This window comes from Actinospongiicola halichondriae, assembly GCF_049103745.1.
In the GTDB taxonomy this organism is placed as follows: Bacteria; Actinomycetota; Acidimicrobiia; order Acidimicrobiales; family Salinilacustritrichaceae; genus Salinilacustrithrix; species Salinilacustrithrix halichondriae.
Window position 1 is genome coordinate 967121 of record NZ_CP171622.1, and the last position, 12533, is coordinate 979653.

Consider the following 12533-nt stretch of genomic DNA (forward strand, 5'->3'; position numbering starts at 1 on the left):
CCCAACCGTTACGGTCGGCCGCGATGAGCGACACCGACGCGGTCGACGTGCACGATGCCAACGCCGCGTTCTACGACGCCTTCGAACGACGCGACCTCGACGCCATGTCGGACGTGTGGGAACACAGCGATCGGGTGGCGTGCGTCCATCCGGGGTGGGCGATCCTGCGCGGCTGGGGGTCGGTGTCCGCGTCGTGGTTCGCCCTCTTCGACGGTCCGCAGCGACTCCAGTTCATCGTCACCGACGAGCACGTGACGGTCGTCGGTGACCTGGCCTGGGTGACCTGCAACGAGAACCTCATCGACGGCGGTAACGCCCAGGCGGTGGCGGCCACCAACGTGTTCGCTCGAGCCGACGGTCAGTGGCGGCTCGTCCACCACCATGGGTCACCGGTGATCCAGCGGGTGCCCGAGCGCGACACCTGAGGGTCAGCGCGGCTCCCGCGGGAGGCCGAGGATGCGTTCGCCGATGATGTTGCGCTGGACCTGTGCGGTGCCACCGCCGAACCACCCTCCGGGCGCCTGGAGCAGCGCCGCCGAGTCCGAGCCGGCGAGCATGCCGTGGGCACCGGCGGTGTCGGTGCGCAGTTCGGCCAGGTCGAAGAGGTAGCTCGTCATCGCCAGCTTGCCGAGCGACGAGTTCACCGAAGCCGTTGGGCCCTGCATCTGGGTCATCGCCAGGTAGGCGCGCCCGTGGACGTAGAGCTGGACGAGGCGGTCGCGGGCGACGGGGTCGAGCGTCCGCCCATCGGCGGTGGCGAGCGCTCGGATCGAGTCGAGGCGCTTGGTGATGGCACGGCCCATGCCGCCGATGAAGCCCCGTTCGTTGGTCAGCGCAGACATGGCGATGGCCCAGCCGGCGCCCCGGTCGCCGAGCAGCGCCTCGCGGGGAATCCGGACGTCGGTCAGGAACACCTCGTCGAACTCGGCGTCGCCGGTCATCTGCTTGAGCGGACGGGTCTCGACGCCGGGTGTCGACATGTCGAGCAGGAAGAACGAGATGCCCTCGTGCTTCTTCGCCTCGGGTTCGGTGCGGGCGAGGAGGATGCCCCAGTCCGAGGCGCGTCCTCCCGAGCACCAGACCTTCTGGCCGTTGACGACCCACTCGTCGCCGTCGAGCACGGCGGAGGTCCGAAGGCTCGCGAGGTCCGAACCGGCGCCGGGTTCCGAGAAGAGCTGGCACCACACCCGTTCGCCCTTCACCGTCGGCGGCAGGTGCCCTGCTTTCTGGGCGTCGGTGCCGAAGAGTTGGATGGCGCTCCCGGTGAGCACCAGCCCGACCATGTTCAGGATCGCCGGGACCCCGGCGTCGACGCACGCTGCCGTCCACGCCTGGTGATGTTCGATGGTCAGGCCCCGGCCGCCGTACTCCTCGGGCCAGTGGACGCTCGCGAACCCGGCGGCGTGGATCCGCTGTTGCCACTCCAGGCCCTGCTCGCGGCGATCGGGGGGCATGATCGCTCCCCAGTCCGGGGGAGCGGTCGGGCCTTGCTCGTCCAGCCACTGCTCGGCCTCGGCCCGGAAGGCCTCCACGGTGATCATGGCGGCGACGGTAGTCCGCGTGGCACAGATTGGCTACGTCTGTTGCCAGTACCAGGTGCCGGGAAGTGTCCGGTGTGGCTCCTATGCTCGGACGCTCCATGGCGCGCACGATCCGACTCCGACGGTGGCAGAAGGACGCGCTCGAACGCTTCCGCACCACCGAGGGGTCCGACTTCCTCGCCGTGGCCACGCCGGGAGCCGGAAAGACGACCTTCGCGCTCACCGCAGCCCGCCACTGGTTGGCCGAGAACCCCGACGCCCGACTGGTCATCGTCGCTCCGACCCAGCACCTCAAACGCCAGTGGGCGCAGGCCGCGGCGGCCTTCGATCTCGATGTCGAACCGTTCTGGAAGGCCGGGGATCCGTTGCCGGCCGACATGGACGGCCTGGTCACGACCTATCAGCAGGTGGCATCGAACCCCCAGAGCATCGCCCGTCTCGCCGTCGGCGGGTTCGCGATCATCGACGAGATCCACCACGCCGGCGACGAGCGCGCCTGGGGTGACGGGCTCCGCCTGGCGTTCGGCGACGCCGCGCAGCGTCTGTCGTTGTCGGGGACACCGTTCCGGTCCGACACCACGCCGATCCCGTTCGTTCGCTACGAGTGGGAGGAGGCGGTGCCGGACTTCGAGTACGGCTACGGCGACGCGCTCACCGACGGCGGTGTCGTCCGTCCCGTGCACTTCCCCCGCATCCAGGGGCAGATGGAGTGGGTCGCGCCCGACGGGACGTTCCACGCCCACGACTTCGACGACGAACTCGACCGGGTTCGGGCCAACCAACGGCTGCGGACCGCGCTGTCGACCGACGGTGAGTGGTTGGCGGCCGTGCTGGGCGACGCCCACCGCCGACTCCTCGAGGTCCGCCGCACCCATCCGGAGGCTGCGGGTCTGGTCATCGCCATGGACGTGGAGCACGCCAGGGCGATCGCCGAACTGCTCGAGCAGCGGTGGCGGGTCCGGGTGACGGTGGCGACATCTGACGACCCGATGGCATCGGCGCGCATCGCACGCTTCGCCGCGTCGAACGATCCGTGGATCGTGGCCGTGCGCATGGTGTCCGAAGGCGTCGACATCCCGCGTCTGCGGGTCGGCGTGTTCGCCACCAACACGACGACCGAACTCTTCTTCCGCCAGGCCGTGGGGCGGCTGGTCCGCTGGACCCGTGGCCTGCGGACGCAGCGAGCGTGGCTCTACATCCCCGACGACCTCCGACTCCGCCGTCTGGCCGAGGGGGTGGCCGAACAGCGCCGCCACTCGCTCTACAAGCGGGCCCGCGAGGACGACGACGGCTTCGACGACCCCGACGGCGAACTCGACGAAGCCCCCGACATGGGCGACGACGAGCAGCTGTCGTTGTTCCAGGCCATGTCGGCGGTCGCCACCGGCGTGGCCGACGCCCCCGACGAGGGCGAGGAACACGAGTTGGTCTGGGAGGAGGACGAGGGTGACGAGTCGCTCGACATCGATCTCCCGCCCCTGCCACGCCGTCGTGCCGGCGGGGTCCTCGTCGCCGCAGGAGGGCCGAGCCTGTCGGAGCAGAAGTCGAAGCTGCGCAAGGACAACGCCTCGCTCGTCGCCCATCTGGTCCAGATCACCGGCAAGTCGCACCGCGAGGTCAACGGTGAGCTGAACCGCATGTCGGGCGTGCGCAAGATCACCGAGGCCACGGCCGAACAGCTCTCGCGTCGACTGACCGAGGGCGAACGCTGGGTCCGGACGCTGTAGACACGGAGCCATGGCTGCTGCTCCCGGCGTCGCCGAGGTCGTCCTCCCGTGCATCGATCTGGCGTCCACGCTGCAGTTCTTCACCGACCGGCTCGGTTTCCGGGTCGAGGTGGTGTTCCCGGCCGACGATCCACGGGTGGCGGTGCTCTCGGGCCACGGGACCCGGATCCGGCTCGACCCCGACGCCAGCGGAGACCCCGGCGTGGTGCGTCTGGTCGTCGACGACCGGACCGGTGAGGAGATCGCCCCGAACGGCACACGGATCGTCTGGGGCTCCGATGCGATGGTCCTGCCCGACGTGGTTCCGTCGTTCACCATCACGAGGGCGGGTGACGACTGGGGCGTCGGCCGCGCCGGCATGGAGTACCGCGACCTGATCTCCGACCGCCTCGGTGGCCGGTTCATCGCCTCGCACATCCGCATCGCCGAAGGCGGTCCCGTCCCCGACTGGGTGCACTTCCACGAGATCCGGTTCCAACTGATCGTGGTACGACGTGGATGGGTCGAGGTGGTCTACGAGGATCAGGGCGATCCGTTCGTGATGGAGGCGGGGGACTGCGTCCTCCAGCCGCCGGAGATCCGCCATCGTGTCCTTCGGTCGTCCGACGGCCTCGAGGTGATCGAGATCGGCTGTCCGGCCGAACATCGGACCGTCGCCGACCACGACCTCGCGCTGCCCACCGACGTCGTCGATGCCAGTCGCGACTTCGGCGGCCAGCGCTTCGTCCGCCACGTGTCGTCGGACCGGGACGGGCAGACCGAGCCGTGGCGACACGGCGGATTCGATGCCGTCGAGACCGACATCGGCGACGCAACCGATGGTCTCGCCGGTGTCCGGTTCGTGCGCCCGGGCGCCGGAGGGCCGGTGGTTCCGTCGACCCACGCCGGCGAGTTCGCCTTCGGGTTCGTGCTCGACGGTGCCGTCACCGTCGTCGTCGACGGCGAGGAGCACCGCCTCGCAAGCGGTGACTGCGTGACCGTTCCGGCAGGTCTCGAGCATGCGTGGACCGACCCGACCGCCGATCTCCACCTCCTCGACGTCACGCTTCCCGCGCATCTGTGACGCCACGGGCGCCCCTACGCTGCCCCGATGCACGAAGAGGATCGGGAACCCGAAGACCAACGGCGGCGGCGATCGCGGTTCGCGCTGGCGGCAGTGATGCTGGGGACCGGCACGCTCCACTTCGTGGTCCCGAGGTTCTACGAGCAACTGATCCCCGACGCGCTCCCCGGTGGACCGCGTGCATGGGTCTACGGGTCCGGCGTCGCCGAACTCGCTGCGGGCGCGTTGCTGGTCGATCGCCGGACCGAGCGCCTCGGGGCGTGGGCGACGTTCGCAGTGTTCGTCGGTGTGTGGCCGGGGAACATCCACGACGCCATCCAGCACCCGCCCACCGATGCGCGGGGCATCGGGAGCCTCATCCGGCTCCCGATGCAGATCCCCTTGTTCCTGTGGGCGCTGCGGCACACACGCCCGGAGGCGCAGGCGCAGACCCGGGACGCGACTAGCTGAGCGCCTTGAGCGTCATGCCCATCTCTTCGTTGAGGTTGGCCGGGACCTCGTAGCCCTCTTCGTCACGGATCTGGGCGAGGTTCGCTGCGACCGACTCGACCGAGAGCTCGGGGTCGGTGAAGCCCTGGGTGGCACCGATGAACACACGAGCGACGCGACCGCCGCCACAGGTGTAGATCTCGCCGGTGACCTCGCAGTCCTCGCTCGCCAGGTAGACGGCGATCGGGGTGATGTATTCCGGGCCGAGCTTGTCGAGGAGCGGGCCGAGCAGGTCCTCGGTCATGCGCGTGGCCGCGACCGGGGCGATGACGTTGGCCTTGATGTTGTACTTCGCGCCCTCGACGGCGAGGACGTTGGCGAGGCCGACGAGGCCCATCTTCGCGGCGCCGTAGTTGGTCTGGCCGAAGTTGCCGAAGATGCCGGCGCCCGACGAGGTGTTGACGATGCGGCCGTAGCCCTGCTCCTTCATGTGGAGGAAGGCGGGCTGGGTGACGTAGAACGCGCCCTTGAGGTGCACGTCGAGGACCGGCTCGAGCTGCTCGGGGGTCATCTTCGCGAAGCTGGTGTCGCGCAGGATGCCGGCGTTGTTGATGACGATGTCGACCTTGCCCCAGGTGTCGATGGCGGTCTTGACGATGTTCGCGCCGCCCTCGGGCGTCGCGACCGAGTCGTGGTTGGCGACGGCCTCGCCGCCGGCGGCGGTGATCTCGTCGACCACCTTCTGCGCTGCGGAGTCGTCACCGCCGACGCCGTCGATCGAGCCGCCGAGGTCGTTGACCACGACGAACCCGCCGCGGCGGGCGATCTCGAGTGCATGCGAACGGCCCAAGCCACCACCGGCACCGGTGATGATCGCGACCTTGCCATCGAAGGAGAGAGTCATGGCGGCGAGGCTAGATCGGTGCGCCGGCAGCACTTCAATCAGCGCGGTCCTCGGGGGAGCGTCATGATGAAGTCATGGGACCGACCGCGCGAGCGTTGTACCTGCGGTTTCGGCTCGTCATCGGGATCGTCCTGTTCGTCGCGCTGGCCATGCAGTTCGTTCCCTACGGCTGGGATCACTCCAACCCGCCCGTCGTCGACCCCGTTCGTTGGCCGTCGGCCGAGGCCGAGCGTGTCGCCCGAGCCTCGTGCTACGACTGCCACAGCAACGAGACCGAGTGGCCGATCTACTCCTACGTCGCCCCGATGTCGTGGCTGGTCCGCCACGACGTCGACGAGGGGCGGTCTGCGCTCAACTTCTCGGAGTGGGACGACTTCGACTCCGAGGCCGACGACGCAGCGGAGGAGATCATCACCGGATCGATGCCGCCGGCGGAGTACGTCCGGCTGCATCCGGACGCCTCGCTGAACCAGGTCGAGAAGCGACTGCTCATCGACGCGCTCGCGGAGATCGACGAGCGCGACTGAGCCCGGCGCTGCGTCGTCGATCCGGGACGTGCCACTCGGGTCTTGACCGCGGTGGAAGACTTCCTGGGATGAATGCCACCCCGTCCTCCGATCCGCATGCCGTCACCTCCGACGAGGAGTTGGAGGAGCTCATCGGTGCTCCCGATGCACGGGTGCAGATGAAGCTGCGCACGGAGATCGACGACACGGCCCGAGAGTTCATCGAGCGCTCGCCGTTCGTCGTCGTGGCCACCTGCGATGCCGACGGGCGGCTCGACGCATCACCCAAGGGCGACCCGGCCGGATTCGTCCGCGTGATCGACGCCACGACGATCGCCATCCCGGAACGGAAAGGGAACTCGCTGGGCTTCGGCCCGCGAAACGTGTTGGCCACGGGCCGCATCGGACTGATCTTCATGGTCCCCGGACAGCGCGAGACGTATCGGGTCAACGGAGCAGCCCGCCTGACGCGGGATCCGGAACTGCTCGATCACCTGGCTGTCGATGGCAGACCTGCCCTGATGGCGACCGTCGTCACGGTGGAGGAGGCCTTCTTCCACTGCGGGAAGGCGATGATCCGATCCAAGCTGTGGGCAACGCCCGATGAGTCCGAAGCCGATCGGAATCCCATCGCCGAGCAGTTCGCCGGGCTGTTGGGTGATGGCGACCTCGTACCGGTCATCGCCGCCGACCTCGAGCAGAACTACCGCGACGATCTCTACTGAATCACCGGGTTGCGATTCCTGTCACCGGCGCGCGGATCCGCAACTCAGAATCAGATCGAGCACGACCACTCCTGAACGGCGCCAGCTCCCGGTTCTCAAGCGGCCCCGCAAGGGGACAGCCGCACCGAACGCTCGACGCCGTCGCTCCGACACTGCACGCAGGTACCACCCTCGAGCTGCCCTCGCCGATCGACGCCGGGTCAGCTTGCTGCCGAAGTCAGGGCATGGTGATGCCGAGTGCGTCGGCGGCGTGGGCGGTCCAGCGCTTGTAGTCGACCTTGCCGTTCGCGGCGCGGCCGAGTGAGTCGACGGGGACGACCTGCTTGGGGGCCTTGTAGGCAGCGAGACGGGACTTGACGTGGCCGATCAGGTCGGCGTCTCCGAGATCGGCGCCGACGTTCATCTCGACGACTGCGGTGATCGCTTGACCGAAGCGCTCGTCGGGCAGGCCGACGACGACGGCGTCGTGGACGAGGGGGTGCTCCTTGAGCGCCTCCTCGACCTCCTCGGGGAAGACCTTCTCGCCGCCGGTGTTGATGCACACCGAACCTCGGCCGAGGAGCACGAGCGTGCCGTCGGCCTCGACCCGGGCGTAGTCGCCCGGCATGGAGTAGCTGTCGCCGTCGACGCGGACGAAGGTCTCGGCCGACTTGACCGGATCCTTGTAGTAGCCGATCGGCACGTGGCCCTTGATCGCCACCTTGCCGATCTCGTCGTCGCCGGGGGAGAGGAGGCGACCGTCGTCGGTGATGACCTGGGTCTTCGGCCCGAGCGTGAACGTGGCGGTCTTCGCGGAGTCGTTGTCGCCGCCGGACACGGAACTGGCCATGCCGATGGCCTCGGACGATCCGAGTGAGTCGACGAGCAGCATCCGTGGGTTGTGGCGCAGCAGGCCGTCCTTGCTCGCCTGGCTCCACATCACGCCCGACGACAGCACGACTCGCAACGAGGAGATGTCCCAGCGTCCGGACTCGGCCTCGAGGGCAGCGAGGATCGGTCGGGCGAACGCGTCGCCGACGATGGCGGTGTTGTTGACCTGCTTGGCCTCGATCGTGTCGAGCAGTTCGACGGCATCGAACTTCGCACCCGTCAGGGTGACGACCGACCCGCCGACGGTGAGTGCCGTGAAGGCGTTGAACGCACCCGTGCCGTGCATGAGCGGACACGCCGGCAACGTGCGGATCCCCGGGCTCGCGCAGACCGTACGGACGTGGTCGAGGTCGACGTCCTCGGGGAACTGACGTTTGCGCGGCGCACCTTCGTTGAGCACGAGGAGCAGGTCGTCGTTGCACCACATCACGCCCTTCGGCATGCCCGTGGTGCCCCCGGTGTAGAGCAGGTAGAGGCTGTCGCCCGACCGACCCCACGGCGCCGAGGTCCGACGTGCGCCTGACGTCGCGGCGTCCTCGTACGGCAGCGCCCAGTCGGGTATGTCGCCGGTGCCGTCGTCGACCCACAGCCAGGCCTTGACGTCGGGGACCCGGTCGCGGAGCGACTCGATGCGTTCCGTGAACTGACCCTCGAAGACCACGACCGAGGTGTCGGCGTTGTCCCAGAGGTAGACGAGTTCGTCGTCGACGTAGCGGTAGTTCGTGTTGACCGGTGCCAGGCCGAGCTTGAACGCGGCGTACACCGACTCCAGGTACTCCGGCCGATTGGTCAGGTACTGCGCGACCGTCGTGCCCTCGGTCGCCCCGACGTCGAGCAGTGCCTGGGCGACGCCGTCGGCCCGCGCATCGAAGTCGGCCCAGGACACGACACGGTCGCCGTGGAGCAGCGCGGCCGCCTCCGGGATCGTCTCGGCGATCGTTTCCCAGGTGTCTGCGAAGTTCCAGCCGGTCATGGCCGCATCGTAGGGAAGCGCCCCGCGCTACTCCGGATCGGTACGCCCGGACGTCACTGTCTCGTCGACCTGCGCTCGGTGGAGATCGCGGATTGCCGCAGCGACATCACGCGCCGGCACCGGCGGGCAGATCCACCGACCTTGCGCACGGTCACATCCGACCGACGCGGCCAGCGCGTGCGTCGTCTCGTCCTCGATGCCCTCGATGACGGTCGTGAGCCCGAGCGCGCGAGCGAGGTCGGTCACGACCTGCACGAGCGTGGCTCCGCCACCATCGTTCGTGTCGACGAGCGAACGATCGATCTTGAGGATGTCCACCGGGAGTCGACGGATCTGGGCGATGCTCGTGTAGCCGGTGCCGAAGTCGTCGATCGCCACAGCGACGCCGGCATTCCGTAGTCGGCTCAGGTTCTCGGCCACAGTCGCGAGATCGGCGAGGAACGCGGTCTCGGTCACCTCGATGACCAGATCGGCGGGTGATCCGCCGGCCTCGGCGATGATCTCGAGCGCACGCTCGGCGAACGACCGGTCGAGCAGCGTCGTGCCCGACACGTTCACCGCGATGCGCAGATCCGGAACAGCGGCATCCTGGCGGATCGACTCCGTCATCGCCGCACACAGGCGGAGCATTCGGAGGTCGAGGCCACGGATGACCCCGCTGCGTTCCGCTGCCGGGATGAAATCGACAGGATCGACCGGGCCCAGCACCGGGTGGAGCCAGCGGATCAGCGCTTCGACCTCGTGGACCCGACCGCTCGCGGTCCCGACGATCGGTTGCAGATGGATCTCGAGTTGCTTGTCCTCGGCCAGCGCCTCGATCAGCTGCGCATGGAGTCGTGACTCGTCCTCGAGCGCAGCGTGGAAGGCCGCGGTGTAGGTGACACGTGACCCTCGGGACGACTTGGCAGCATCGGCAGCCAACATCGCGCGCTTCACGAGTTCGTCGGCGCCGTCGATGTCACCCGAGGTCGCGAGACCCATCGACACCCCGGTGTGTACCTCGCTGTCGTCGAGTTGGTACGGGACCTGGAGCGCTCGATGGAGCGTGTCGGCGAAGATCTCGGCGTCGGCGTCAGTCGCGAGATTGGGAACCGCGGCCAGGAACTCGTCGCCCCCGAACCGTGCGACGACCCCGTCGGGCCCGACGACCCGGCGCGCCCGAGCGGCCGCGCCGCGTAGGAGCAGATCGCCAACGGGGTGCCCGTAGCCGTCGTTCACCTTCTTGAATCGGTCGAGATCGAAGAACGCGACGGCGATCGTGCCCCGGTCTGTGCGGAGGAGTCGCTCGACCTCGGCCATGGCCGTGGGGCGGTTCGCTTCGCCGGTCAGACCGTCGACTCGGGCGCGCGCGGCGAGTTCTGCGGTGAGTCGGTGTTGCTCTCGGTTGATGCGCAGCGTCCACATGAAGGAGACCACGACAGCCGCCATGGACGACAAGATCGCTGCGAGCGCGAGGAGGAGGTTCGCCCTTGCGTTCGCCTGCTCGGACGTGCGCCGCCGCCCGGCGGCATCGGCGACGACAGCAACAGCGTCATCGTGGGCCGACTCGAGCAGACGCTGGCGCGCCAGGCCGTCGCCGACCGCCCGAACGATCTCCTCGTCGACGAAGGCGTCCGCGGCCAGCGTGCCGTCGTCGAGGAGAAGTGTCGTGTCGACGGCCCGGTCCATCCGCCCTCCAGCGTCGCCGACGGGGGCGGCGAGACCCTGGTACTCGCTGGACCAGCGGCCACGGAGCTCGGTGAGGTCGGCGTTGCGGGCATTGGCGCCGAGATCGGTCGACGTCCAGACCGCGATCGCCCCCGTGACGAACTCGATGTGCGCGGTGGTCGCCTCTGCAAGATGGTTCGCTCGGTCGAGTGAGAGCACCGTGGTGTCATCGCCGAGCGCGACGACTTCGGCCGTCACCGCAGCGTGCTGCAACTGCGCGGCGCGGTCGGCCAGGTCCTGCACCTGGTCGAATCGCGTCGACACCGTCCGGTCCCTCGCTCCGGAGTCGACCGCGTCGCGCGCCCGCTCGAGCGCGATCTGCAGTTGGTCGTCGAGCCAGCGCGTCGCCTCGATCGCCTCGTCGGTCCGCTCACGTGGGTCTCCGGCAAGTGTCTGTATGGCCTGGAGTACGGAATCCGTGTCCTCCCCACCGGACCCGAGCCACTGGTTCAACTGCGCATCGAGTCGTTCGTGCTCGAGGGCGACCTCGAGCGCCTGCACCGCTGCCAGCCGCGTGAGCGCGGCCTCGACGTGCTCTGCGCTGTCGGCCTTGCGCGTCGACTCGCCGGCCGAAGAGAGCGTCGATGCAAGGAGCAGCCCCAGGGGCACCACGACGACGCCGACGATGCGGAGCGCAGTCCCGCGGCGCCGGCCGCTCCAGTGCAGGTGGGCGAGTCGTTTCTCGCTCACGACGCCGCGAACGCCGTCGTCAGGTCGTCGACCAGCGCTTCGATCGCGCTTTCGAGGTCCAGGTCTGGATCCGATCGCAGTCGCTCACCGAAGTCGTCCAGGAGTTCTTGGGAACGCGGCATGCCGGGGAGCAACGCTTCGTGGCTGGGGATGTCCGGTCGGGTCAGGCTCTCCTCGACCACCGACCAGGACTCGACGGAGGGGAACCGGTTGGCGAGGTCCTCGAGGAACTCGTCGCGCTGATCCAATCTGGCCGGGAACGACGAGTAGGCCCGCAGCAGGTCCGCCGACCCCGCACCCTGCAGGAAACGGAGGACTTCGATCGCCGCTTCCGGATGGGGGGTCGTGGCGAGGACACGGAAGGTGTCTGCATGGATCTTCGCCGTCGCCGTCCCCTCGTGGCTGGGGACGACGGCGAGGTCCCAGAAGTCGAGCGGTCGGTCTTCGTCGTCGACGATGCTGCTCGCATACCAGAGGTGGGTGAACGCCATCGCCACGTGTCCGGTCGCGAAGGCGTTGCGATCATCGAGGAACGTGCTGTTCGCCTCGTCAGCGTCCGGGCTGATTCCGCTCGTGAACATGGCGTCTCGGTACCAACGCCATTCGTCTCGCCAGGCGTCGGGTATCTGGGCGCTGCCGTCGTCGGCCACCAGCGATCCGGCACCGAAGAACGAACCATGCGCCCGGACGTCCTCGATCCATTGATGGTGGAAGCCGAACTGGACGACTCGCTCGGGGTCGAATCCCGGCTCGTCGGCATGTCGGCCCTGCGCGTCCAGTGTCAGGCGCGTCGCCACCCTGGTGAGCGCCTCGATGTCCCAGGGGAGACCCTCGTAGGTCTCGCCGAAGTACGCCGGGGGATAGGCGATACCGGCACGGTCGAAGAGCTCGCGGTTGTAGAAGATTGCCGACGGGAACACGCCGAACGGCAACGCCGTCACCTTGGTGCCCTCGCGCCAGATCTCGAGCTGTACGGGGTCGTACTGGTCGACCTCGAGTTCGGCGAGGAACGGGCGGAGATCGAGGAACTCCCCGGCGAACCGGTTGGCGCCCTGGATGCCGACAGGACCGACGACGTCGGGCGGATCGCCCGCGTCGATCCGCTCCCGCAGCACGGTGTGCGCGTCGTCGGGATCGACGAACGTGATGGTGAGCTCCACGTTCTCGTGCGCAGCGTTGAAGTCGTCCACGACTGCTTCTTGCGCGGCGAACTGTTCCGGTTGTGCGCCGGTGCCGAGGCCGACGAACCACTCGACCTCGACCGCGTTGGATTCTGTCGTCGACGCGTTGTCGGCCTGGGTTCCGCCCGCGCACCCAGCGGCCACGATCACTGCGACCACTGCGACCACTGCGACCAGTGCGTGTCGCTTGGACGTCAAGAGTGGTCCGAAGCGCACG

General features: G+C 68.6%; 11 protein-coding genes. 6 read left to right on the forward strand and 5 right to left on the reverse strand.

The annotated features are described in order from the left end of the window. Positions 1-23: 23 nt before the first annotated feature. On the forward strand, positions 24-425 hold the full coding sequence (locus tag AB8619_RS04955; RefSeq protein WP_436795352.1) for a nuclear transport factor 2 family protein: 402 nt from the start codon (positions 24-26) through the stop codon (positions 423-425). Between the two features lie 3 nt (positions 426-428). On the opposite strand, the gene AB8619_RS04960 is transcribed toward AB8619_RS04955, so the two are convergent. Next, positions 429-1541 carry an acyl-CoA dehydrogenase family protein gene (locus tag AB8619_RS04960; RefSeq protein WP_436795353.1) on the reverse strand — a complete coding sequence of 371 codons (1113 nt, stop codon included), beginning with the start codon at positions 1539-1541 and terminating at the stop codon, positions 429-431. Between the two features lie 98 nt (positions 1542-1639). Here AB8619_RS04960 and AB8619_RS04965 point away from each other — a divergent pair, with 98 nt between their 5' ends. Genes AB8619_RS04965 through AB8619_RS04975 form a run of 3 tightly spaced genes read left to right on the forward strand, consistent with a single transcriptional unit; the run spans position 1640 to position 4781 of the window. After that, positions 1640-3268 (forward strand): DEAD/DEAH box helicase, encoded by a 1629-nt coding sequence (locus tag AB8619_RS04965; RefSeq protein ID WP_436795354.1) that lies wholly within the window; start codon positions 1640-1642, stop codon positions 3266-3268. A gap of 10 nt (positions 3269-3278) precedes the next feature. Then, entirely contained in the window at positions 3279-4331 is a 1053-nt protein-coding gene (locus AB8619_RS04970; RefSeq protein ID WP_436795355.1) for a cupin domain-containing protein, read from the forward strand. A gap of 27 nt (positions 4332-4358) precedes the next feature. Then, positions 4359-4781, forward strand: coding sequence for a DoxX family protein (locus tag AB8619_RS04975; RefSeq protein WP_436795356.1), 423 nt, complete (start codon positions 4359-4361; stop codon positions 4779-4781). On the opposite strand, the gene AB8619_RS04980 is transcribed toward AB8619_RS04975, so the two are convergent. Next, positions 4774-5664: an SDR family oxidoreductase gene (locus AB8619_RS04980; RefSeq protein ID WP_436795357.1), complete on the reverse strand. Its 891-nt coding sequence runs from the start codon at positions 5662-5664 to the stop codon at positions 4774-4776. The two genes, AB8619_RS04975 and AB8619_RS04980, sit on opposite strands and share 8 nt — an antisense overlap. Positions 5665-5738: 74 nt before the next feature. Between AB8619_RS04980 and AB8619_RS04985 the strand changes: the two genes are divergently transcribed. Next, positions 5739-6191: a heme-binding domain-containing protein gene (locus tag AB8619_RS04985; protein ID WP_436795358.1), complete on the forward strand. Its 453-nt coding sequence runs from the start codon at positions 5739-5741 to the stop codon at positions 6189-6191. Between the two features lie 68 nt (positions 6192-6259). Beyond that, entirely contained in the window at positions 6260-6895 is a 636-nt protein-coding gene (locus AB8619_RS04990) for an MSMEG_1061 family FMN-dependent PPOX-type flavoprotein (RefSeq protein ID WP_436795359.1), read from the forward strand. Positions 6896-7112: 217 nt separating this feature from the next. On the opposite strand, the gene AB8619_RS04995 is transcribed toward AB8619_RS04990, so the two are convergent. Genes AB8619_RS04995 through AB8619_RS05005 form a run of 3 tightly spaced genes read right to left on the reverse strand, consistent with a single transcriptional unit; the run spans position 7113 to position 12514 of the window. Continuing rightward, entirely contained in the window at positions 7113-8738 is a 1626-nt protein-coding gene (locus AB8619_RS04995; RefSeq protein WP_436795360.1) for an AMP-binding protein, read from the reverse strand. A gap of 27 nt (positions 8739-8765) precedes the next feature. After that, the gene (locus AB8619_RS05000; RefSeq protein WP_436795361.1) at positions 8766-11135 is read right to left on the reverse strand and encodes a putative bifunctional diguanylate cyclase/phosphodiesterase; all 2370 of its coding nucleotides are present in this window, start codon (positions 11133-11135) and stop codon (positions 8766-8768) included. Next, on the reverse strand, positions 11132-12514 hold the full coding sequence (locus AB8619_RS05005; RefSeq protein ID WP_436795362.1) for an ABC transporter substrate-binding protein: 1383 nt from the start codon (positions 12512-12514) through the stop codon (positions 11132-11134). The genes AB8619_RS05000 and AB8619_RS05005 overlap by 4 nt, the downstream gene beginning before the upstream one ends. Positions 12515-12533 lie beyond the last annotated feature (19 nt).